Below are 23,545 nucleotides of genomic sequence, written 5' to 3' on the forward strand. Positions count from 1 at the left end.
AGGACACCTCGACCGGCGGCCGGCACGACAAGACACGGCACGGCACGGCACGGCACTCACGGTGAGGTCGCGGCATCGGCTTCCTGACCCCTACGGGTTCCACCCCACCGGTCGCAGGATCCCCAGCAGCTGACGGACCAGTTCCTCGACCACCTCGTCGAGCGTGGCCGCCACCCATCCTGCGCGCCAGTCGTGCAGGAGGCCGTTGACGCTGCCGATGAAGGCGGTGGCGGCGATCCGGTAGTCGCGGGACACCGCCTCGCCGCGGTCGGCGGCCGCGGTCGCCTCGGCGCAGATGAAGTCGACCCAGCGTGCCCGGCGGGCGAGCCGCTGCTCCTCCAGGCGTGGACTGACGCCGATGATCTCGACGAAGGTGATGCGGATGCGGCGCGGGTCCGCCGTCACGTTCGCGGCGTAGGCGCGGAAGATCGCGGTGGCGCGCTCGACGAGCGGCAGGTCCTGGGCGTCGGCGAGGGCGGCCAGGGCAGCCTGCTCGGCCCAGTCGTTGACCTGGAGGTGGAGTGCGGCCAGCACGTCCTCGAGGGTGCGGAACTCCTCGTAGAACTGACGCGTCGACAGTCCCGCCGCCTCGCTCAGCGCCGCGATGGTCGTGGATCTGAACCCCGGGCTGTCACCGAAGAGTTGGAGCGCGGCGGCCAGAAAGCGCGAGCGTCGCTCGGCCTGCCGTTCCGCGGCGGTCCTGCCTCCGTAACGGCCGGTCGGCTGTTTGATCCTGCCCGCCACGCGTTCCCCCCTCGCCGCAGGGACGAACCGTTCGTCCCTCCGATGATTTTGTCGTGCACGAACCCTTGTGGAGAGCCCCGCCCCTTCCTTACTTTCCAGTAAGTCCACTCTGAACTCAGTTGTGTTCAGACTTTCCGGTACCCGCACCCCCACCTAGACAAGGGACCCACCATGTCTGCCCTCAGACCCAGACACCTCTGTACGCTCGCCGCCGCCGTCGCCCTGACCTTCACCCTCGGCGGTACGGCGACCGCGGCCTCCGCGCGACCCGCCGCGCAGACCGCCGCGGCCGACCTGCGCGAAGTGATGTTCGTGGGCAACAACTGGGACGGCACCGCGGACGTCATCAAGTCCACTGGTGACTTCGCGAAGGTCGGCCGGATCAACGTCGTCCCGGACAAGGACGCGCGGATGGCGGAGATCAACGCCGATCCGATCAAGTGGATCTACTTTCAGGCCATCCGCAATGGTGTCGGCGAGGGCCACGACCAGTTCGTCGACGACATGTACTCCACGCCCGACGGCAGGTCGGTGGTCGTCTCCCGCCCGAGCTTCGCCGATGTCGTCTCGATCGACCTGGCGACCGGGAACATCAACTGGCGCTTCCCCGTGTCCGGTTACCGGTCCGACCACATGGCCGTCTCCCCCGACGGCACCCGCGTCGCGGTCTCCGCGTCGACCGCGAACACCGTGCACGTGCTGGACATCGACACGGGCAAGCAGCTGGGCTCCTTCGCCACCGGCGACAAGCCGCACGAGAACATCTTCACGCGGGACGGCAAGTACATCTGGAACATGGCCATCGGCGATGTGAACACCGCACTCGACGACCCGTGGCTGGACTGGACGAAGGGCGACCGGCACATCACCGTCGTCGACGCGACCACCTACAAGCAGGTCAAGGTGATCGACATGCGGCAGCGGCTGGACGCGATCGGTCTCACGGACTTCTCCGACGCGGTCCGGCCGGCCGTCTTCAGCCCCGACGAGTCCAAACTGTACTTCCAGGTGTCGTTCTTCAACGGCTTCCTGGAGTACGACGTGGCCTCCGACCGGATCACCCGGGTGAAGACCCTGCCGATGAACCCCGCGACCAGCACCGACCGCACCACCTGGGTCAACGACTCGCGCCACCACGGCATTTCGATGAACCCGTCCGGCACCAAACTGTGCGTCGCCGGAACGATGGACGACTATGCGACCGTCGTCGACCGGGCCACCCTCCAGGAGGGCCCGCTCGTCACCGCCTCGAAGCCGTACTGGGCGACCGTCAGCGGTGACGGTACGGACTGCATCGTCTCCGAGAGCGGCGCCGACCAGGTCACCGCCATCGACTTCGCCACGGGGCAGAAGACGGTGTCGGTACCGGTCGGCGACCACCCCCAGCGTGTTCGCCTCGGCCATGTGGAGGCGAACTGGACCGGTCCTTCGACTAGTTGACCTTCGACGCGGCCCATGAGCTCAGTTCGGAACGGGCCGCGCTCAGCAGATCGCCGGACGGGGCGCTCGCCCCGTTCGTGACCAGCGCGTAGTGCAGGGTCCCCGAGTCCGGTGCGGTGAGCAGCAGTCGGCGACTGCCGGTGCCGCCCGGTTCGGGGGCCACGGCGATCGGGGTGGTCGTGGTGTAGGCGGGCGGGGAGATCGTCGCACCGAGGTCGGAGACCACCGTCGTGGACGCGGTCGGGAAGGACGCCGGGAGATGGAGTTCGGTGGGAGCGCTACCGCCGCCCGAGCGCCACAGGAGCAGCCCGTACTGACCCGATCCCACCAGTTGGGAGACGTGCGGCAGGGACGACGGAACCGGGTTCCAGGTCAGGGTGGTGGAGCCGTCCCGGGAGCGGTCCTCGTAGGTGAAGGCGACCGTGCTGCCCGAGGTGGCGCTCGGATGGAGCCGGTCGAGCAGACGGGCGTCCTGGCGCAGGACGGCCGTACCGGAGTCGTCGAGGCGTACGGCCGAGAGGTCCTCGTCGTTCCAGGCGTCGCCGGAGGTGAGGACCTTGCTCGCGTTGCCGTTCATCAGCTCGTGATGGCGGCCGTTGTAGATGTCCCACTGCCACTGGTTGCCGGAGAGCACCGGGCCGGAGGACGCCGGTTTGGTCCACCAAGTGGCTCCCGGCAGGCGGGAGTCGAGGGCCTGGTACATCGCCTTGTCGACCGTGGGGGCCTTGCCGGAGACCGTTCCCGACAGCGGATGGCCGAACTCGCTGACGATCGCCGTCGTCCCCGCGCTCGATGCGCGGTCGCGGACCGTCCCGAAGTCGGTGGCGTACTGGCCGTCCTCGGCGTTGCCCCACATGAGGATGCCCGAGATGGCCTTCTGGTCGTAGAAGTGGGTGTTGAAGACATAGCGCGGGCCGAGGGTGCCCGCGTCGAGCAGGCCGCCCTCCTGCTTCTGGGAGTCGATGTTGGAGTTCCAGAAGAGGTTGGCTTCGACGAAGGCGGGCTTGTCCTGCCAGCCGGCCGCGTCCATCCGGGCCCGGAACTTCACATAGAACGGCCAGAGCAGGTCCCGCTCCCAGGTGCGGCTGGTCTGCCCGGAGTCGTAGGTGCCCGCGTACGGCTCGTTGAACGGGTCGAAGCCGACGAGGCCCGCGAACTGGGCCGTGGTGAGGTGCTGTCTGACGTAGGTCATGGTGGCCTGGGCCGTGGTGAGGAAGGCGTCCTGGACGCCGTACGCGTTGTGCCAGAAGTCGTACTGTGCCTGCTTCACGGCCCCGTTCTGGGTGATGTTCTGACCCCAGAAGAGGCAGATCCCGCAGGACTCGCTCGGGTAGTTCCCGGCGTCCACAGCCCACTTGGGGGCTCCGTCGCCGGTGTACCAGCTGCCCGAGTTGAAGAGGTAGCGGGAGTAGAGGTCCTGGTGGAAGTCGGGATACACGCGGATTCCGGCGTCGAGGAAGGCGCGTATCTGGTCGGTGACGGCGGCGAGATAGGCGGAGTCGACCTGGCCGCGTACGGGTTCGGCGTGGGCCCAGGAGAGCAGGAAGCGCACGGAGTTGCCGCCGCCGAGGGCCCGCAGGGCCGTCGCGGACTTCTTGGCGTCGGCGACCGAGGCGAAGGGCAGACCGCTGTTCTCTTCGAGTTTCGTCTCGCCGGAGACGTTGTAGCCGCGCAGGACGACCTCGCGGCCGAGTCCGTCGAGGAAGCGGCCCTTGTCGACCGTGAGAGTGGCCGCCGCAGGCGCGTCGAACCACAGGGAGTCGGGGAGTCCGTCCGCGGCGGCGGGCTGGGCGCCCACCGCCGAGAGGAAGCCGGTGAGGAGCACGAGGACGCCGAGCAGACGCGCACGTAACTTCGACATGTCCACAACATTCGCGGGTGCGCAAATGGGCGTCAATACTTCTGACTCCAGAGTAAGTTTCATGTTCTGGAGATCTTCTGGAGATCTTTTGGGGAGACGTGTCGCCGTGTGCGGACTCAAGCGCCGACCCGCCGCGTCACGTTCAGCAGGTACTCCTTCCGGTTCAACGGATTGAGGTCGGTGCGCGGGCGCTCGGGGACCGTGCCCCGCAGGACCGGTGCGTAGTGGTCGAAGGCGCATTCCAGCTCGCCCTCGCCGCGGGTCAGCCCCGGGAGTTGCCGCTCCAGCCCATGGACCCGGGCGACCGGGATCCGGCCCTCCAGCACGCACGATGCGCCCCGCAGCTCGGTGGTCCCCGCGACGGCTCCCTGTTTCGCGAGCACCGGCAGCACCGCGCCCAGCGTGTCCGCCGGGGCCTCCAGCCTGAAGCGGTGCATCGGCTCGTACACCTGGGTGCCCGCCGCCCGCAGCGCGTCCATGACCACCAGGGGGGTCAGGCCCCGGAAGTCGGCGCCCGTGCTGGACATGCTCTTGTCGAAGCCCTGGTGGGCGTGGCTCTGCCGGGGCCAGTAGCCGGAGTGGGTCATGGTGACCGTGCAGTCCGCCACCTGCCAGCCGTGGATTCCCTGCGCGAGCGTCTCCTTCACGGTGTCCTCGACCGCCTTGAAGAACGCGTACGGCATCGCTCCGAGCTCGACCTCCAGCCGGAACTCCACCCCGGAGCCGACCGGGCCCTGATCGACGCGCAGGCCGACGGTCGCGAGGAAGGGGTTGGGGCCCTTCTTGATGAACTCGACCGCCGCGCCGCTGCCGAGGGGCCGCTCGATACACAGGGGTGTCGTCTCGCGGAACAGGACGTCGATGCCGAACTCATCGGCCAGAGTCGCCTGGATGACCTCTTTCTGCACCTCTCCGTAGAGCGAGACGGAGATCTCCTTGCGCGCCTCGTCCTGGCGCAGATCGATCAGCGGGTCCTGCTCGGCCAATTGGGTGAGGGCGCCGTGCAGTGCGCCCTTGTCGGCCGGACGGCAGGGTTCGACGACGGTTTCGAGGGTCGGGGGCGAGAAGTGGTGCTCGCCGGCCGAGGACTTCCGCGGTACGCCGATGGTGTCGCCGATACGGATGTCCGCGAGGCCCCAGAGCTTGCCGATCCGCCCCGCCGCCACGGACTGCTCACGCACCGCCGCACCCTGGTCGAAGACACTGATCGCGGTGACCCTGCCCTCCTCGCCGTCGCCCAGAGGCAGCCGGTCGCGCGTCCGCAGCGTCCCGGAGAACATCCGGGCGTACGCGATCTTCTCCCCGGCGGGCCCGCGGTCGACCTTGAAGACGCTGCCCGAGACCGGGCCGTCGACATCGGCCTCGGCGCGTGGCAGCAACTCCCTGATCCCCGCGATCAGTTCGTCGACCCCCGCGCCCGTCACGGCCGAGCCGAAGAACACCGGATGCACCAGGGCCTGCCCGGTCTGCCGCACCAGAGCGGCGCGGATCAGGTCGTACGACACCCGGCCCTCGACATACGCGGCGAGCAGCGCGTCGTCGTGCTCGGAGAGCAGGTCGAGCAACGGCGCGCCGAGCCGTGCCTCGTCGAACAGGCCGAAGCGGGCGTCCCGCGTGCCCTGCGCCCGGGCCTCACCCATGGGGACGATCGCCGGGGTGAGCCGCGCCGCGACGGCGTCGAGCACGCGCTCGCAGCACGCCCCGCCGCGGTCGATCTTGTTGACGAAGACGAGCGTGGGGATGCGCAGCCGCCGGAGCGTCCGCATCAGCACACGGGTCTGGGCCTGCACGCCCTCCACGGCGGAGATCACCAGCACGGCGCCGTCGAGCACGCTCAGCACGCGCTCCACCTCGGCGATGAAGTCCGGGTGTCCCGGGGTGTCGATCAGATTGACGGTCACGTCGTCGACCGCGAAGGAGACCACGGCGGACTTGATCGTGATGCCGCGCTGCCGCTCCAGCGCGAGGGAATCGGTCTGGGTGTTCCCGTCGTCGACGCTGCCGATCTCGTCGATGACTCCGACCGAGTGCAGCAGCCGCTCGGTCAGGCTTGTCTTACCGGCGTCTACGTGCGCCAGGATTCCCAGGTTGAGCATATGCACCGGGTGTCATGTCCTTTGGAGTGGGAGTGATTCCTTCCTGGGTGGACATGAACGGTGTGCGCATCGCTGCTCCCTGATCTTGGTGGACGCTTCCCTCTCAGTGCAGCAGGCGGCCTCGCCCGGCAGCAACGGATTAACGCTCAACAAATCTCCGCCGCAGCACTCGCCGCCCTCCTCACCCCGCCCTAGAGTGACGCACACCACATAAAATGGCTGATACCTCTCACCTGGCTCCCCGGGAGGGCACATGACCCGCATTTCGTTGAAGGTGGACGGCACCACGTACGAGGACGAGGTCGAACCCCGCCTTCTCCTGGTCCACTATCTGCGCGACCACCTGGGTCTGACCGGTACCCCGATCGGCTGCGACACGTCGAACTGCGGGGCCTGCACGGTCGACCTGGACGGGGAGACCGTCAAGAGCTGCTCGGTCCTCGCCGTCCAGGCGGACGGGAGCGAAGTGACCACCATCCAGGGGCTGGCGCACGACGGTGAGTGGCATGCGCTCCAGAAGGCGTTCCACGAGCGGCACGCGCTCCAGTGCGGCTACTGCACCCCCGGGATGATCATGGCGGCCCGCGATCTGCTGCGCGAGAACCCGGCCCCGGGCCCGCAGGAGGTACGGGAGGCCCTGGAGGGCAACCTCTGCCGGTGCACCGGCTACCAGAACATCGTGCGTGCGGTCCTCGCCGCCTCCCGACAGGAGGTGTCGTCGTGACGGACCAGATCGTCGAACCGGAGGTCGGCCGTTCCCGGCCGCGCAAGGAGGACGCCCGTCTCGTCACCGGGCAGACCAACTGGACCGACAACATCCACGTCAACGGACTGCTCCACCTGGCCATTCTGCGCAGCCCCATGGCACACGCCCGGATCGACCGGATCGACGTCGCACCCGCACGCGAGCGCCCCGGCGTGGTCGCCGCGTTCACCGGCCAGGACCTCGCCGAGGGCCTGGGCTCGCTCCCCTGCGCCTGGCCGGTCACGGAAGACATCGTGCTGCCCGACCACCCGCCGATCGCGGTCGACGAGGTCCGGTACGCGGGAGACCCGGTGGCCGTCGTCGTGGCCCGCGACCGGTACGCGGCCGCCGACGCCCTGGAAGCTGTCGAGGTCGACTACACACCCCTGCCCCCGGTGCTCGACCTGGAGGCCGCCCTCGCCGAGGACGCCCCACTGGTCCACTCCGACAAGGGCACCAACCGCTGCTACGTCTGGCCGCTGGCCACCGGCGAGAGCTACGCGGCCGTGCGGGAGCGCGCGGACGTCGTCCTGAAGCGCCGCTATCTCCAGCAGCGCCTGATCCCCAACGCGATGGAGCCGCGCGCCGTCGTGGTCACGCCGCTCGCCGCCTCCGGCGAGTACACCGTCTACTCGGCCACGCAGATCCCGCACATCCTGCGGATCATGCTCGCCGTCGTCACCGGCATCCCCGAGCAGAAGCTGCGCGTGATCGCCCCCGACGTCGGCGGCGGCTTCGGCTCCAAGCTCCAGGTGTACGGCGAGGAGGCCCTCGCCCTGGCCGTCGCCCGGCGGCTCGGACGGCCCGTGAAGTGGACCGAGTCGCGCTCCGAGGGCTACCTCGCGACCCACCACGGCCGCGGCATGATCCAGGACATCGAGATCGCCGCCACGAGCGAGGGCAGGCTGCTCGGCCTCAAGGTCGACCTCCTCGCCGACATGGGCGCCTATCTGATGCTCGTCACCCCGGGCATCCCGATCCTGGGTGCCTTCATGTACCCGGCGATCTACAAGATGGACGCGTACGACTTCACGTGCACGGGCGTCTTCACGACCAGGACGCCGACCGACGCCTACCGCGGCGCGGGACGCCCCGAGGCGACGTACGCCATCGAACGGATCATGGACGAACTGGCCGTCGAACTCGACCTGGATCCCATCGAGTTGAGGCGACTCAACTGGATCAGGCACGAGGAGTTCCCGTACACGTCCATCGCGGGTCTGACCTACGACAGCGGCAACTACGAGGCCGCCACGGACAAGGCGCTCGCCCTCTTCGGATACGACAAGCTGCGCGCCGAGCAGGCGGACCGCAACCGGCGCGGCGACCTGGTACGCCTGGGCATCGGCGTGTCCACGTACACCGAGATGTGCGGGCTCGCGCCCAGCCGGGTGCTGCGTGACCTGCGGTACGCGGCCGGGGGCTGGGAGGCTGCGAGCATCCGCATGCTGCCCACCGGCAAGGTCGAGGTGGTCACCGGCACCAGCCCGCACGGCCAGGGCCATGTGACCTGCTGGAGCCAGATCGCCGCCGATGTGCTCGGGGTGCCCTTCGAGGACATCGAGGTGGTGCACGGCGACACCAGGGCGGCGCCCCAGGGCATGGACACCTACGGCTCGCGCTCGCTCGTCGTGGGCGGGGCCGCGGTGCACCACGCGGCGCGGAAGGTGGTGGAGAAGGCGCGCAAGGTGGCCGCGCACCTGCTGGAGGCGAGCGAGCACGACCTGGAGTTCACGCACGGCGTGTTCTCCGTGAAGGGCTCGCCCGAGGCGCGCAAGACCATCCAGGAGGTCGCCTTCGAGACGTTCTCCTCGCACGACCTGCCCGACGGCATGGAGCCCACCATCAACGCCGAGCACCTGGTCGACCCGGACAACTTCTCCTACCCGCACGGCACCCACCTGTGCGCGGTCGAGGTCGACACCGAGACCGGACGGACCACCATCCGCTCGTACGTCTGCGTCGACGACGTCGGCAGCGTCATCAACCCGATGATCGTCGAGGGGCAGGTGCACGGCGGGGTCGCACAGGGCATCGCCCAGGCGCTGTACGAGGAGGCCGTGTACGACGACGAGGGCAACCTCGTCTCGGGCACGATGGCCGACTACCTCGTGCCCTCGGCGGCCGACCTGCCCGAGTTCGTGACGGACCGGACGGAGACACCGGCGACCTCGAATCCCCTGGGTTCCAAGGGAGTCGGAGAGTCGGGGACCATCGCCTCCACGCCCGCCGTCGTCAACGCGATCGTGGACGCGCTGCGCCCGCTCGGAGTGACCGAGGTGAGGATGCCCTGCACGCCGCAGCGGGTCTGGGAAGCCCTTCGGTCCGCCCGCTCCGGTGAGGAGGCGTCGGCATGATTCCCCCCGCATTCGACTACGTGCGGCCCGCGAGCGTCGACGAGGCCGTGCGCACCCTCGCGGACGCGGGCGAGGACGCGAAGGTGCTGGCCGGCGGGCAGAGCCTGCTGCCCCTGCTCCGGCTGCGGCTCGCCTTCCCCGAACTGGTCGTCGACGTCGGCCGGATCCCGGAGCTGCGTGGGATCCGCGAGGACGCCGGCACGCTGGTCATCGGCGCGATGACCTCGCACCACGACGTCATCCGCGATCCGCTGGTGCGCCGGCACGCCGGGCTCCTGGCGGCGGCCACCGCCACGGTCGCCGATCCCGCCGTACGCCATCGCGGCACCCTCGGCGGTTCGCTCGCACACGCCGATCCGGCCGGTGACCTGCCCGCCGTGGTCCTCGCGCTCGAGGCGACCCTGATCGCCGTGGGACCGGACGGGCAGCGCGCGATCCCGGCCCGTGAGTTCTTCGTCGACTATCTGCAGACCGCGCTGCGCCCGGACGAACTGCTGGTGCGGGTGGAGATCCCGTCGACCGAGGGCTGGGGCTTCCACTACGAGAAGTTCCAGCGGGTCGCGCAGGCCTGGGCGGTGGTCGGCGTGGCGGCGCTCGTCCGGCGGGACGACGGACACCTCGCCGAGTCCCGGATCGGACTGACCAACATGGGCTCCACGCCGCTGCGGGCCACGTCCACCGAGGCGGCGCTCACCGGCGCCGACGCCGAACCGGGCGCGGTGGCACGGGCCGCCGAGGCGGCGGCTGAGGGCACGCACCCCTCGTCCGATCCCTCGGGCTCACCCGAGTACCGCGCGCACCTGGCCCGGGTGCTGACGCGTCGCGCGGTGCTGGCCGCACTGGAGTAGCGCCCATGCACGAGGTGAGCGGTCCGGCCCAGGTGCGGGCCCGCCTGGAGAAGACGGGGTATCTCGTCGACGACGGGCTGGCCGTGGCCTGCTTCCTGGCGCTGCGGCTGCACCGGCCGCTGTTCTGCGAGGGTGACGCGGGCGTGGGCAAGACCGCGCTCGCGTCCGCCCTGGCCGAGGCGATGGACGCCCCGCTGATCCGGCTCCAGTGCTACGAGGGCATCGACGCCTCCCAGGCCCTGTACGACTGGGACTTCCCGCGTCAGCTGCTGCACCTGCGGGCGGCCGAGGCGGCGGGCGTGACGGATGCCGACCGGCTCGAAGGGGAGCTGTACGACCGGCGGTTCCTCGTCACCCGTCCGCTGCTGCGGGCGCTGGAGACCCAGCCGTCGGTGCTGCTGGTCGACGAGATCGACCGCGCGGACGACGAGTTCGAGGCGTTCCTGCTGGAGTTGCTGTCCGAGTACACCATCACCATCCCCGAACTGGGCACCCTGCGGGCGGAGCTACCGCCCGTCGTGGTGCTCACCTCGAACCGGACGCGCGAAGTGCATGACGCGCTGAAGCGGAGGTGTCTCTACCACTGGTTCGACCATCCCGGGTTCGCCCGTGAACTCGCCATCGTACGAAGGCGGTTGCCGCGGGTCACGGAGCGGTTGGCCGAGCAGGTGACCGCACTCGCGCAGGCCCTGCGCGCCGAGGACCTGGTCAAGCCGCCCGGGGTCGCGGAGACCATCGACTGGGCTGAGGCCCTGGACGCGCTGGGGGCGAGCGAGGTGGACGCGGAGCTTGCGGTGGCGACGCTGGGGTCGGTGCTGAAGTACCGGGAGGACGCCGAGCGGGCACGGGGGCTGGATCTGTCGGCGATCCTCGCGGCCCGGGAGACGTGAGCAGCGTGAACGGCAGGGACGGCAGCCATGGCGGCGACGGCCGGGACGGCCGCAGCCGCGGGGAGGGCGAAGACGGCGGGGACGAGGTGGGACAACGGCGCGCCGTCGACGCGTCCGCCGTGGTCGTCGGGTTCGCCCGCGCGTTGCGCGCCGCGGGCGTCGACGCCTCACCCGACCGCGTGCAGGCCTTCCTGGGCGCGCTCGACGTGCTCGATCCCGGTGCCCGCTCGGACGTGTACTGGGCGGGCCGTCTCACCCTGTGCGGGAGCCAGGACGACCTGGAGCGCTACGAGCGGGTCTTCGCGGCGTACTTCGGCGGCCGGCCCGGCGGCGCCCCTGCCCGGTCCGCTCCCCCGCCGCGGACCCGGACGGTCCTGCGCGGCGCCGGTACGGTGCCCCGCGCGGCGGCGCGGGCCGAGGACGCCGTACCCGTGGCCGTGCTGGCCGACTCCACCGACGTACTGCGCCACCGGGACTTCGCCGAGCTGACCGCCGCCGAGCGCGACCAACTGCGGCGACTGCGGGCCGCGTTCACCCTGCGCGGCGAGGCCCGGCGCACCGCGCGGCGCCATCCGGCCCGGCGGGGCGCCGTCGATCCGCGGCGCACGGTACGGGAGATGCTGCGCGGCGGCGGGGAGCCGGCGCGGCTGCGGCACCGGGCGCGAGCGGACCGGCCGCGCCGGGTGGTGCTGCTCGTGGACGTGAGCGGCTCGATGGGGCCGTACGCGGACGCGCTGCTGCGTTTCGCGCACGCGGCCCTCCACGGCCCCCGCACCGGCGGGGCCGCACGGGGCACCCGCACGGAGGTCTTCACGATCGGTACCCGGCTGACCCGGGTGACCCGTGAGCTGGCGCACCGGGATCCCGACACGGCGATGGCCGCGCTCGCGGCGGCGGTTCCGGACTGGCGTGGCGGCACCCGGTTGGGTGAGATGCTGCGCGGCTTCCTGGACCGGTGGGGGCGGCGGGGCATGGCGCGCGGCGCGGTGGTCGTCGTGCTGTCCGACGGGTGGGAGCGTGGCGATCCGGCCCTGCTCGCGGAGCAGATGCGCCGCCTGCACCGGCTCGCGCACCGGGTGATCTGGGCGAATCCGCGCAAGGCCCGACCCGGTTACGCGCCCCTGGCCGGCGGCATGGCCGCGGCGCTGCCGAACGTGGACGCGTTCGTCGAGGGACACACTCCGGCCGCGCTGGAGCGGCTGGCGGCGGCGGTGAGAGGAGCGGACTCTTGAGTGGAACGCACCCTGTGGTGAGCGGAGCGAGCGATGCGTGAGATCCTCCCGGCGCTGGAACGGTGGTACGCGGCGGGCTCCCCCTTCGGGCTCGCCACGGTGGTCACGGTCAGCCGCAGCGCGCCCCGGGACCCGGGGGCCGCCATGGCCGTGGGGCCGGGCGACGAGGTCGTGGGCAGTGTGTCCGGCGGCTGTGTCGAGGGGGCGGTCTTCGAGCTGGCCCAGGAGGTGGTGGCGTCCGGCGAGGCCCGTCTGGAGACCTTCGGGTACAGCGACGAGGACGCGTTCGCCGTGGGACTCACCTGCGGCGGCGAGATCACCCTGCTCATCCGCCGGGTGACGCCCGCCGAGGACCCCTCCTTCGCCGCGGTGGCCGACTCGGTGGCCGCCGGCCGGCCCGTGACGGTGGCGACGGTGATCGAGGGACCGGCGCCGCTCGGGGCCACGCTCGCGGTGTGGCCTGACGAGGTGGCCGGTTCGCTGGGCTCCACCGGTCTGGACGTGGCCGTCACCGCCGACGCCCGCGGTGAACTGGCCCAGGGCGCCACGATCCGGCGGCACTACGGGCCGCACGGCGAGCGCCGCGAGGACGCCGTGACCGTCTTCCTCCATTCCTTCGCGCCGCCCCCGCGCATGCTGGTCTTCGGCGCGATCGACTACGCGGCGGCGGTGGCCGGCATCGGGGACTTCCTCGGCTACCGGGTCACGGTGTGCGACGCCCGCCCGGTCTTCGCCACCGCCAAACGGTTCCCGGCGGGTGTGGAGGTCGTCGTGGACTGGCCGCACCGCTATCTGCGGGGTACGACGACCGACGCGCGCACGGTGATCTGCGTCCTGACCCACGACCCGAAGTTCGACGTGCCCCTGCTGGAGGAGGCACTGCGCCGCCCGGCCGCGTACATCGGGGCGATGGGCAGTCGCCGTACCCACGACGACCGCAGCAAACGGCTCATCGACGCCGGTCTGTCGGAGGGCGAACTGTCCCGGCTGCGCTCGCCGGTCGGGCTCGACCTCGGAGCCCGTACGCCGCAGGAGGTGGCCGTGTCCGTCGCCGCGGAGATCGTCGCGCTGCGGTGGGGCGGCAGCGGGGCGCCGCTGACGGCGACGGGCGGGGCGATCCATCCCGGACCCGTCGACACGCCTGCCGGACCCGTCGATACGCCTGGAGGAGAGCAGCATGGAACTGCATCATGAGTTCACCGTCCCCGTTCCCGTCGACGACGCCTGGCGGGCGCTCCTGGACGTCGAACGGATCGCCCCGTGCATGCCGGGCGCGACGGTGGACGACTACGACGGCAAGACCGTGACCGGTTCGGTGAAGGTCAAGGTGGGGCCCATCACGGTGACGTACCGGGGCACCGCCGTCTTCGAGGAACAGGACGAGTCCGCGCACCGGATGGTACTGATCGCGAACGGCAAGGAGACCCGCGGCCAGGGCACGGCACGGGCCACGGTCACGGGCACGCTCGCCGAACGCGACGGCGGCACGGCGGTGTCGGTGCGGACCGATCTGACCGTCACGGGGCGTCCGGCGCAGTTCGGTCGCGGCGTCATGGCGGAGGTGGGAGACAAGCTGGTCGGGCAGTTCGCGGAGTGTCTGGCGCGGCGCCTCGAGGAATCGACCGCTCGGACCGAGCCACCCGAGGCGGTCGAACCATTCCGATCGGCGCAACCAGTCCAACCGGTGCAGCCGGTCCAACCGGTCGAGCCGATCGACCTGTTGCGGACCGCCGGGCCTCCGGTCGCCAAACGCGTGGCGGTCGCGGTGGCCACCGCCGTACTGGCGCTGGTCTTCGTGCGCATACGACGCCACCGGCACGCCTGAGTGCCTCAGCCGGGGCCGACGCGGTGCAGGGTCACCTCGGTCAGCTGTCCTTCGGTCACGGTCGCGGTCATGTACGTGTGGTGCGGCTGGCGGCGGCGGTCGGTAGGGGAGCCCGGGTTGAGCAGGCGCAGGCCCGTCCCGGTGGTGGTGTCCCAGGGGATGTGGCTGTGTCCGAAGACCAGGACGTCGAGGTCGGGGTAGCGCTCGGCGCAGCGCCGCTCGCGGCCCTGGGCGGCACCGGTCTCATGGACGACGCCGAGGCGCAGACCGTCCAGGTCGACACGCGCGACCTCGGGGAGGCGGGCGCGCAGGGCCGGGCCGTCGTTGTTGCCGTACACCCCGACGAGCCTGCGAGACCGCTCCTCCAGCAGATCGAGGGTGGCGGTGTCCACCCAGTCGCCCGCGTGGACGACGACGTCGGCGTGCGGGAGTTCGGCCACCAGCTGCGGCGGCAGTGCCTTGGCCCGCTTGGGCAGGTGGGTGTCGGACATCAGGAGCAGACGCACGGCACCCACCCTAGGAGTGCGGTCGCGTCACCGCGAGGAGTGCGGTCGTGTCAGCACGCGCCCTGCCGAGAACATGGACTTCCATGATCGGTTCCGCTTGAACGGCAGCTCGAACAGCTTGGCGAACAGCCACGCTCCCAGCACCGAGGCGGGCAGTGCCAGTGTCAGCGTGAACCAGAACGCGGGCAGACCCGGCGATACGAAATGTGGGGCCATCTTTCGGCAGACGATCATGACGATCGGCAGGTGAACCAGGTAGAGGCTGTAGGAGAAGTCGCCGAGGCCGCGCATGAGACGCGTGGCCAGGCCGCGGAGCCCGTCAAGGCCCAGCACCTGGTCGCGACCACGCGTTTCGGGCCGCTCCAGCGGTGGAGAGACGGCGAGTGGGGTTCCCATGCTCTTTCTCACGTGTCGTTCCGGGCCGATGTTCACCTACCGTCCGATCATCGGCCGGTACGCCTCGGAGTCGATGGCCTGGAACCGCCGACCGGGCCGGCCGCTCAGATCGGCGTATCGACGCAGGGCCCGGCCGGGTCCCCGAGCGTCCGCGCCAGCCGCCGTATCTCCGCCACCTCCAACGCCGGGTTCGCGGCTGCCGGATGAGCCAGTTCCTCGTCGTCGAGGAGTTCCGTCAGCCGGGGCTGCGGGAGGTTCGGGTGGCGGGCCGCCGCGGCCCGTACGGCGGGGCCCGGGTCCCTGGTGAGGCGTTCCACGACGGCCTGCGCGATCTCGGGGTCGCGCATGGCCAGGGCCCTGACCTCGGGGTCCTCGTGGTCGGCGAAGGCGGCCAGTCGGGTGGTCGGGAAGTTCGGCCGGGTGGCGAGGTGTGAGCGGTCGGGACCGGTGTACTCGAGGAAACTGCGCAGCAGCAGGGCCGCGGGGGCGTCGGGATGGTTCTGGGCGAGCGTGACGCGTACACCGAGGTCCTCGTCGTCGGCCAGGCGTGCCACGAGGTCCGGCGGGAGCGAGTGGACCCCGGCCGCCTTCCGGCGCAGCATCGGATGGGCGGAGAGGGCGTCCCGGCGGACGTCCTCGGGGGCGCGTGGCACCCATGCTGCGTGCCAGTGGGAGAAGCCGCGGTCCATGGGCACCTCGTAGTCGATCGCGGCCCGCTCCTCCTCGCTCAGCGCCGGGTGCAGGGACAGCGCGAGCCGCACCTTGGGGTCGGGGTCCACGGCGAGCGTACGGCGTTCGGCGGGTCCGAGGTCCGCGCGGTACGCGATGCCTTCCCGCACCTCCGGGTCCGGATCGGCGGCCAGCAGGATCACCACATCGGCGGGGAGGCTGGGGTTGTGGGCGATCATCGCCCGCTCGTCGTCACTGGCCGGAGCGGTCAGGACAAGGTCCACAACAGCTCTGGTGAGGGGCAGGTTGCACAGCATGTCGGTGCGTCCGTGACAGGGCTTGGCGGGCAGCGCGCTCTCCAACCAGGCCGCATCCTCGTTGTGGGTGTGCAGCAGCGCCCCGTCCCGGACGCCCTCGTCGGGGTCCGCCAGCAGCGCGGCACGCGCTTCGGCGGACAGCGACTTCCACGCGCCGACCCCCCAGCGGCGGACCTTCGCGTCCGGGTGTGTGTGCATCGTCCGCAGCAGTTCGGTGGAGATCTGCTGGTAGAAGAGACCGGCGAGTTCGTCGTTCCCGTACGTCCTGATCATGTGGACGAGGGCCTCGTCGGGCAGGGGCTCGGGCCGGACATGGAAAGGCATCCGGGGCCCATCGGCGAGGTGGGCGCGGACGAACCACTCCGGATCGTCGATCAGTCGTACCCGCTGGGCCGGAGCGACGTGGGGATTGCGGGCGAAGAAGCTGCGGGTGTACGTGTCGGGGTGCTCGATCACCGCGTCCACGACGGCGTCGGGCAGGACCCGGTCCCGGCACAGCACCATCCGTACCGCCGCCGGACCCGCGGCGAGCAGCCGCAGCAGGACGTCCTGCGGGGTGGAGGGGTTGAGTGCCAGCCCGGCCAGCCGCCGCGCGGTCAGGTCGGCTTCCTCCCATATCCGCTCAGGTGTCTTCACCATGCTCGATACCCCCCGTGTGCAGACCGGCCCCCGCCCCCAGGAGCACCTGGTGCCCGACCCTATCCCCCTGCGTCCAGCGGGATTTCGCTCCACACCTGCTTGCCGCCACTGACCGGCACGGTGCCCCAGGTCGTCGACATGGCCTCGACGAGGAGGATGCCGCGGCCGCCGGTGGCCTCCCAGCCGATGCTGGTGGGCTTGACGGGCGTACGGGGTGAGGTGTCGGCGACGGAGATCCGCAGGCGGTGGTTGATGAGGGTGATGTCGAGTCTGACCTGCCCGTCGGTGTGCACGAGGGCGTTGGTGACGAGTTCGGAGACGACCAGGAGCGCGCCGTCCATGCTGTCGTCGGGCACGCCCCAGGCGCGCAGGGTGCGTCGGGTGAAGCGGCGGGCGTGCCTGACCGCCTCCGGGACGCGCCACACCGTCCAACTCTCCCGCAGCGGGCGGGTCGCCAGACCGTCGTAGCGCATCAGGAGGAGGGCCACGTCGTCGCTGCGGTTGGCGCCCGTGAGCAGTCCGTCGGCCACCACTCCGAGGTGGGCGGGGTCGGACGCGGTCAGTTCGCCGGCCAGTCGGTTCAGTCCGTCCTCGATGTCGACCTCGGCGGACTCGACGAGACCGTCCGTGGTCAGGGCGAGGACCGTGCCGCGCTGGAGTCGCAGCGGGATCATCGGGAAGTCGGCCTGGGTGACGACGCCCAGTGGTGGTCCGCCCTCGGACACGGTGACCTCCGTTGTGCCGTCCGGGTGACGCAGCACGGGCGGGTGGTGTCCGGCGCGTACGCACCAGGCAGTGCCCTCCTCCAGGTCCACGTCGACGTAGCAGCAGGTGACGAAGAGGTCGGTCTCCAGGTCCATGAGGAGTCGGTTGGCATGCTGCACGACGACGTCCGGGGGGTGGCCCTCGATGGCGTACGCGCGCAGGGCCGTGCGCATCTGGCCCATCAGGGTGGCCGCCTGGGCGTTGTGGCCCTGGACGTCGCCGATGACGAGGGCGACGTGGTTGTCGGGCAGCGGGACGACGTCGTACCAGTCGCCGCCGACCTCCAGGCCCGCCGTGGTGGGCAGATAGCGGGCGACGGCGACCGCGCCGGGGATCCGGGGCAGGCGCCGCGGCAGCAGGGAGCGCTGGAGCGTGCCGACCAGCTCGTGTTCGGCGTCGAAGGCGCGGGCGCGTGTCAGGGCCTGGCCCGCGAGGCCCGCGGACGCGGTGAGCAGCGCGCGCTCGTCGGAGCCGAACTCGTGCGGTTCGTCCCAGCCGATCAGACAGGCACCCGCCATCCGGCCGGCTGTGGGCAGCGGCAGGATGGCGAGACCGCCGGGGCCGACGTCGGCGAGCGCCGGTTCCAGGGGTGCGCCGGCGGGCCAGACGGCGGGGCGCCCCTCGATGAGGGCCGCCTCCAGCGTGGGCATGGCGCGTACGGGCGCGTCGGGCCACTCCGAGCGCCACTCGGAGCGCCACACCTCGGGCCAGGCTTCGGGTTCGGGAGGGTCGAGGAGGGTGACGACGAGACGGTCGCCCTCCAGCTCGGCGAGGGCGATCCGGTCGGCGCGCAGGGGGCCCCGCAGCGCGGCCACCACGGCCCGGCCGACGTCACGGACGGTGCCCGCGGTGGCGAGGGTCGAGGCGAGTCGCTGCACGCGGGCCACGTCGCTGACGCCGGAGCGCAGCTTGGAGGCGTCGACGACGGTGCCCACGAGGTGCGCCGGGCGCCCCTCCCCGCCGGGTACGAGACGGCCGCGCAGCCGTAGCCATTTCTGCTCTCCGGAGGGCTGGAGGATGCGGAACTCCAGCTCGCGGTCGCCGATGGCCATGCGGTCCGCCTCCACCACGGACATCAGCGTGGGCAGGTCCTCGGGGACGGTCATCGACAGCAGGCTCTCGACCTTGCCGTCGAACTCGGCCGCGTCGAGGCCGAACAGCTCCAGCATCTCGCCGTCGACCTCGAGGTGTCCGGTGTCCATGGCGAGGTCGAACGAGCTGGTGGGCCGGGCGGCGGTGTCGCGCGGTGAGCCGGGCGCGGGGACCACGGCGGCCTCGGCGATGAGGCCGAGGCACTCCCGGTCCTCCTCGTCGAAGCCGCCCGGGCGCTCGCCGGCCGCCACGAGACAGCCGCCGTGCGGCAGGGGCAGGACGGCCAGCCAGAAGTCCTGGGACGGCAGCCTGCGGGCGTCGGCGCAGCGGGCGATCTCCGCCGGGCCGAGCCACAGCGGTCGGCCCGTGCGGTACGCGTCCACCGCCGGGGAGCCGCCGGTGAGGACATAGCTGTCGCGCAGGCCGTAGAGCGTCCTGGGGACGCCTGCCGACTCGGACAGGTACAGCTCGTCGCCGCTCTCGGTGGGCGAGTACACCGCGACGACGCTCGCACCCGCGAAGACGAGTGCCTGTTCGAGAACGCGGCGCTGTCGCTCGCTCGGGTCCAGGTCCGGGGTGGGCGTCTTGAGGGCAAGTTCGGCACGCAGCGTCCTCTTTCCGCGTTCCGCAGCGCCCTCACTGACCACGTCCGCAATTACAGCGCTTCCGGGACGCTCGCGCAGCCCCTGCGACCGTTCCGGGGCTGTCGGGCCTGCGGCGGAGCCCGGAAAGCGGCACCCGGTGCCGCGCGTGGCGTTCGCCGTGCGGGAAGGGCCGTCACGAGGGAGCCTTGATCCCTGAGTCCCGTCGCGCGGCCCTGCGAGGAGGTGGTCGGCGTGTCCGACTGGCAGGGGTCCGTGCAGGCGCCGGCGGGTCGGCGGACGCCGGTCGGGCGGCCGCTGCTGTCGCTGACGCTGGCCTCGATGATGGAGGAGGTCCACGCCCACTCCGGGGCGGTGTACTTGCTGACGCCGGGTGAGGCCGTGCTGGAGATGGCGGTCATGGCGGGCATGCCCAGGTCGTTCGCGGCGCCGTGGGAGCGGGTGGGGCTCAACGCGCCGATCCCGGTCGCCGTGGCGGTGCGCGAGCGGCGGCTGGTCTGGGTCGCCGGCGAGGAGGAGATGGCCCACCGCTTCCCGCGGATCGCCGTGGTCCTGCCGTATCCCTTCGCGCTGGCCGCCCTTCCGGTGGCGACCGCGGGCACCGTGTACGGCGCCGTCTTCGTGACCTGGCCCGGATCGCATCCGCCGGACCTCTCCGACCGGGAGCGCGACCATCTCACCGCGTCCTGCGCCCGGCTCGCGCTGCGTCTGGAGCGGGCGGCGGCGGAACGGCGTCCGGTCCATCCCGAGGCGGATCTGCTGGGCTCGTCCGCGGCTCAGGCGACCGGCGTGCTCGGCACGCTGGAGGCGGCGCGGATGGTGGCGCGGTTGCCGTACGGGCTGTGCGCCCTGGACCTGAACGGCCGGGTCACTTTCGCCAACGCCGCGACCGCGGACATGCTCGGCGTCCCGGTCAGCGGGCTGCTGGGAACCCAGCTGTGGGCGTCGGTTCCCTGGCTCAACGACCCGGTCTACGAGGACCGTTACCGAGCCGCGCTGATCAGCCAGCATGTGACGTCGTTCGTGGCGCTGCGACCGCCCGGCGACTGGCTGTCGTTCCGGCTCTATCCGAGTACGACCGGACTGAGCGTGCGCATCTCCCGGGCCCGGGCGGTGGCCGAGATGGGGCGCCTCGAGTCGCGGCACGGCGAGGACGACACCGCACCGCGCCTGGTGACCATCACCCAGGTGCTGAGTCTGGCCGGCGCGCTCACCCAGGCGGCGGGTGTCGAGGACGTGGTGCAGTTGGTGGCGGACGAGATCGCGCCGGCCGTCGGCGGCAAGGCCCTGGTCGTCCTCGGCTCGCGATCCGGCCGCCTGCACGTGCTCGGCCACCGTGGATACGCGGACGCGCACGTCGTGGAGTGCTGGCACGCGGTGCCACTGAGCGCGCAGACCCCGGGCACCCAGGCGCTGAAAACCGGGGTGCCGGCGTTCTTCGACTCCCGTCAGCAGCTGGAGCGCCTCTACCCGGACCGGTGTGCGACACCCGACGGGATGGCGGCGTGGGCGTATCTGCCGCTGATCGCGTCCGGACGGCCGGTGGGCACCTGCGTCCTCGGGTACACGGAACCGCACACCTTCCCGGCGGACGAGCGTGCCGTGCTGACCAGTCTCTGCGGTCTGATCGCGCAGGCCCTTGAGCGGGCCCTGCTCTACGACGCCAAGCTGCAGCTGGCGCACGGTCTGCAGGCCGTGCTGTTGCCGCACTCGTTGCCCGCGCTGCCCTCGATCGAGGCGGCCGCGCGCTATCTCCCGGCCACTCAGGGGATGGAGATCGGCGGGGACTTCTACGACCTGGTGCCCTCGCAGGGTCTGGCCGCCGCGGTCATCGGTGACGTGCAGGGGCACAACGTGACGGCGGCGGGCCTGATGGGGCAGATCCGCACGGCCGTACGGGCGTACACGACCGTCGGTCAGCCGCCGGAGGAGGTCATGCGCAGCACCAACCGGCTGCTGATCGACCTGGGGGCCGAGCTGTTCGCGAGCTGTCTCTATCTGCGTCTCGACCCGGCGCGTGAGGTGGCCGTCATGTCGCGCGCGGGTCATCCGCCCCCGCTGCTGCTGCGGCCGGACGGGCGGGTCCGGGTGCTCGACCTGGCCGGTGGGCCACTGCTGGGGATCGACGCGGCCGCCACGTATCCGACGACCGAGGTGCCGCTCGTCCCCGGTTCGGTCCTCGCCCTGTACACCGACGGTCTGATCGAGTCGCCCGGCGTGGACATCGAGGACGCCCTGGCCGACCTCGGTCGGAAACTCGCCGAGGGCGGTGACCTGTCGCTGAACACGCTGGCCGACCGTCTCGTCGAGCAGACCGGGGCGGTGACGCAGGAGCGACTCGACGACGTGGCGCTGCTGCTGTTGCGGGCACGTCCGCACGACTGAGCGGTACCGGAACCCCGCGGGGTCCGGCCCTCTCGTGAGCGGCGGGGAAAAGCGGTGGGGTCCGGCCCTCCCGCCGGAGGGCCGGACCCTTCCACTGCCGACCGGGCCGTGGTGGCAGGGCCGGGTCAGTGGCTCGTGGTCACCGGTGTCACGGGGTGCTGGTCACCAGGCCGGAGCCCGCATCCATACCGGTGCTGTTCTCGTCGTTGCCGGTCCCGGACTCGTCGCCCGCGGCCGGGTCACTGGCCGCCGGGTCCGTGGCCGCGGGGTCGGTCGCCGCCGGGTCCGTGGCCGCCGGATCGGTGGCCGCCGGATCGGTGGCCGCGGGGTCGGTCGCGGCCGGGTCGGTGGCAGCCGGGTCGGTCGCCGCGGCGCTCGCGTCGCCCGCACCCGCGGCGCCACCCGCGCCGAGCGTCGCGCCGGTCGCCTGGAGGGCGGCGGTCACGGGCTGGAAGAAGGTCTCGCCGCCGACGGTGCAGTCACCGCTGCCGCCGGAGGTCAGGCCGATGGCGCTGCCGTCCGCGGTGAACAGGGAGCCGCCGCTGTCGCCCGCCTCGGCGCAGACGTCGGTCTGTATGAGACCGGTGACGGTGTCGACGCCGTTGGGGTCGGTCTCACTCTGGAAGTTGACGGTGGCGTCGAGACCGGTGACCGAGCCGTCGTGCAGACCGGTGGTGCTGCCCATCCGGAGGACCTGCTGACCGACCGTGGCGTCCGCCGCCTGGGTGATCTGAACGGTCTTCCCGTTGCCTTCGTTCACCTCGCTCGCCGTCTGGGTGGCGGGATCGTCGTACTTCACGAGGGAGAAGTCGCCGGCGCCGGGGAAGGTGGCCTGGTCGACGGTCGCGATCGGCTGCCCGTTCTGCGAGTCCGACCACTGCTTGGCCGCGACACCGCAGTGTCCGGCGGTCAGGAAGGCGGGGGCGCCGTCGCTCGCTGTGACGTTGAAGCCGAGGGAACAGCGCACGCCGCCGGCGTCCGTCTGGGCGAAGATCGCGTCACCGCCCGACACGAACGTCTTGAACGTACCGGCGGACTTCTTGACCGTGGCCACGCCGGAACCGAGCGAGTCGACGGTCGACGTCAGCTTGGCCCACTTCGCACCCGTGACGGTGCTGTCGGCGGTGACCTGGACCTGGTTCGTCTTGGGGTCGATCGACCAGGCGGTGCCGGGGATGGTCGCGTCGGACTTCAGTGTCTTGGCAGCCGTCTTGAGCGTGGACAGGCTGTTGTTGACGCTGCGGGGAACAGCGCCGGCCTTCTCGACGGTGTTGACGACATTGCTGTTGTTGCCGACGATATTGACGATGACCTGCTGCTTCGCGCCGTCCCAGTACGCGCCGCCGAAGGCGTCACCGAGCTGGGAGGCGATGAGCGAGGCCAGGCTCGAGGCGTCCGCGGACTTCAGCGTCTTGGGAGCGGCGTCCTTCGCGTCGGTCTGCGAGGCGTTGGCGTGGGGCAGCAGCAGAGCCGCCGCTCCGAGCGCCGCGACGCCTCCGACAGCGATGGCGGCCTTGCGCTTGGGAATCCTTTTGTGACTCAACTCTTTGACCTCCTGGGGACGGGGTCGAGGCCACCGTCCGGCGGCTGACTAGGGGGCGCCTGGATGCCTGTTGATACGCGTGAGCCGCGCGGGCTGTTCAACTGTGTTTAAAAAAGAGCCGAGTTGGCTCGGCCAAACGCACGAAATACCAGGCAATCGGGCCATTACACCGAGTGAGCAGCGGACCCGACACGTTCCGCTACCGATCGGTAACGGTCCGTCTTGCGGTGGGAACGGAATCCCGGCTTCAGGGAATCTGCACATCGAATACGCAGGCGCGTCACGGCGGACAGCGGATCTGCACACTCGCGCGCCCCCCTCCGCGCCATTGCGGTGGGACTGTCCCTTTCGGGCGCGGGGCGACAAGCGCGGGGACGGAACAATGCCGTGCAGCATGTGAAGAACTGACTGCCGAGACGTGCGCACGCCTGCACGGTTGGGCCCCGACCGCGCTCAAGTTCGCAGGTGAGAGCCCCGGTTGATTGGATGCGCGTGCCACGAGCGTGCTTTGATCCGTTGCACCGCGGAGGTCGCAGCCAGGCATCCGGGAACGGGCGCCGCACAGCGCCCGGAATCGGGTGCCGCACCCCCGC

The 23,545-nt window shown here is 71.3% G+C and carries 17 protein-coding genes; 9 read left to right on the forward strand and 8 right to left on the reverse strand.

Annotated features, from left to right (window positions below; translation table 11 throughout):
* Positions 1 to 90: 90 nt before the first annotated feature.
* Positions 91 to 744, reverse strand: coding sequence for a TetR/AcrR family transcriptional regulator (locus ACZ7M3_RS35880; protein WP_355301921.1), 654 nt, complete (start codon positions 742 to 744; stop codon positions 91 to 93).
* 171 nt (positions 745 to 915) lie between these two features.
* On the opposite strand from ACZ7M3_RS35880, the gene ACZ7M3_RS35885 reads away from it, so the two are divergent.
* A complete protein-coding gene (locus ACZ7M3_RS35885; RefSeq protein ID WP_472068941.1) occupies positions 916 to 2,184 on the forward strand; it encodes a YncE family protein in 1,269 nt (422 codons plus the stop codon).
* Here ACZ7M3_RS35885 and ACZ7M3_RS35890 read toward each other — a convergent pair.
* Positions 2,177 to 4,045, reverse strand: coding sequence for a cellulase family glycosylhydrolase (locus ACZ7M3_RS35890; protein WP_472068943.1), 1,869 nt, complete (start codon positions 4,043 to 4,045; stop codon positions 2,177 to 2,179). The two genes, ACZ7M3_RS35885 and ACZ7M3_RS35890, sit on opposite strands and share 8 nt — an antisense overlap.
* 116 nt (positions 4,046 to 4,161) lie before the next feature.
* The gene (locus ACZ7M3_RS35895; RefSeq protein ID WP_472068945.1) at positions 4,162 to 6,147 is read right to left on the reverse strand and encodes a GTP-binding protein; all 1,986 of its coding nucleotides are present in this window, start codon (positions 6,145 to 6,147) and stop codon (positions 4,162 to 4,164) included.
* 247 nt (positions 6,148 to 6,394) lie between these two features.
* Between ACZ7M3_RS35895 and ACZ7M3_RS35900 the strand changes: the two genes are divergently transcribed.
* From ACZ7M3_RS35900 to ACZ7M3_RS35930, 7 genes are read left to right on the forward strand one after another with little or no spacing between them, the layout of a single operon-like run.
* On the forward strand, positions 6,395 to 6,865 hold the full coding sequence (locus ACZ7M3_RS35900) for a (2Fe-2S)-binding protein (RefSeq protein WP_472068947.1): 471 nt from the start codon (positions 6,395 to 6,397) through the stop codon (positions 6,863 to 6,865).
* Positions 6,862 to 9,243 (forward strand): xanthine dehydrogenase family protein molybdopterin-binding subunit, encoded by a 2,382-nt coding sequence (locus tag ACZ7M3_RS35905; RefSeq protein ID WP_472068949.1) that lies wholly within the window; start codon positions 6,862 to 6,864, stop codon positions 9,241 to 9,243. Before ACZ7M3_RS35900 ends, ACZ7M3_RS35905 begins: the two co-directional genes overlap by 4 nt.
* Positions 9,240 to 10,091 (forward strand): FAD binding domain-containing protein, encoded by an 852-nt coding sequence (locus ACZ7M3_RS35910; RefSeq protein ID WP_472068951.1) that lies wholly within the window; start codon positions 9,240 to 9,242, stop codon positions 10,089 to 10,091. The genes ACZ7M3_RS35905 and ACZ7M3_RS35910 overlap by 4 nt, the downstream gene beginning before the upstream one ends.
* Before the next feature lie 5 nt (positions 10,092 to 10,096).
* Positions 10,097 to 10,981: an AAA family ATPase gene (locus ACZ7M3_RS35915; protein WP_472068953.1), complete on the forward strand. Its 885-nt coding sequence runs from the start codon at positions 10,097 to 10,099 to the stop codon at positions 10,979 to 10,981.
* The gene (locus tag ACZ7M3_RS35920; RefSeq protein WP_472068955.1) at positions 10,978 to 12,213 is read left to right on the forward strand and encodes a vWA domain-containing protein; all 1,236 of its coding nucleotides are present in this window, start codon (positions 10,978 to 10,980) and stop codon (positions 12,211 to 12,213) included. The genes ACZ7M3_RS35915 and ACZ7M3_RS35920 overlap by 4 nt, the downstream gene beginning before the upstream one ends.
* Before the next feature lie 33 nt (positions 12,214 to 12,246).
* On the forward strand, positions 12,247 to 13,407 hold the full coding sequence (locus ACZ7M3_RS35925) for an XdhC family protein (protein WP_472068957.1): 1,161 nt from the start codon (positions 12,247 to 12,249) through the stop codon (positions 13,405 to 13,407).
* A complete protein-coding gene (locus tag ACZ7M3_RS35930) occupies positions 13,391 to 14,038 on the forward strand; it encodes an SRPBCC family protein (RefSeq protein ID WP_472068959.1) in 648 nt (215 codons plus the stop codon). The genes ACZ7M3_RS35925 and ACZ7M3_RS35930 overlap by 17 nt, the downstream gene beginning before the upstream one ends.
* Before the next feature lie 5 nt (positions 14,039 to 14,043).
* Here the strand turns inward: ACZ7M3_RS35930 and ACZ7M3_RS35935 are convergent, their stop codons facing one another.
* The 4 genes from ACZ7M3_RS35935 to ACZ7M3_RS35950 form a co-directional block, all read right to left on the reverse strand.
* Positions 14,044 to 14,544: a metallophosphoesterase family protein gene (locus tag ACZ7M3_RS35935; RefSeq protein ID WP_472068961.1), complete on the reverse strand. Its 501-nt coding sequence runs from the start codon at positions 14,542 to 14,544 to the stop codon at positions 14,044 to 14,046.
* Between the two features lie 27 nt (positions 14,545 to 14,571).
* Entirely contained in the window at positions 14,572 to 14,976 is a 405-nt protein-coding gene (locus ACZ7M3_RS35940; protein ID WP_472068963.1) for an acyltransferase family protein, read from the reverse strand.
* 68 nt (positions 14,977 to 15,044) lie between these two features.
* Positions 15,045 to 16,565, reverse strand: coding sequence for a hypothetical protein (locus ACZ7M3_RS35945; RefSeq protein WP_472068965.1), 1,521 nt, complete (start codon positions 16,563 to 16,565; stop codon positions 15,045 to 15,047).
* Positions 16,566 to 16,624: 59 nt separating this feature from the next.
* On the reverse strand, positions 16,625 to 19,069 hold the full coding sequence (locus ACZ7M3_RS35950) for a SpoIIE family protein phosphatase (protein WP_472068967.1): 2,445 nt from the start codon (positions 19,067 to 19,069) through the stop codon (positions 16,625 to 16,627).
* A gap of 180 nt (positions 19,070 to 19,249) precedes the next feature.
* On the opposite strand from ACZ7M3_RS35950, the gene ACZ7M3_RS35955 reads away from it, so the two are divergent.
* Complete coding sequence (locus ACZ7M3_RS35955) at positions 19,250 to 21,409, forward strand: SpoIIE family protein phosphatase (RefSeq protein ID WP_472068969.1); 2,160 nt, start codon at positions 19,250 to 19,252, stop codon at positions 21,407 to 21,409.
* A 148-nt stretch (positions 21,410 to 21,557) separates the two neighbouring features.
* Here the strand turns inward: ACZ7M3_RS35955 and ACZ7M3_RS35960 are convergent, their stop codons facing one another.
* A complete protein-coding gene (locus ACZ7M3_RS35960) occupies positions 21,558 to 22,952 on the reverse strand; it encodes a S1 family peptidase (RefSeq protein WP_472068971.1) in 1,395 nt (464 codons plus the stop codon).
* Between the last annotated feature and the right edge of the window lie 593 nt (positions 22,953 to 23,545).

The sequence above is a fragment of the Streptomyces sp. NPDC111656 genome, from assembly GCF_055656965.1.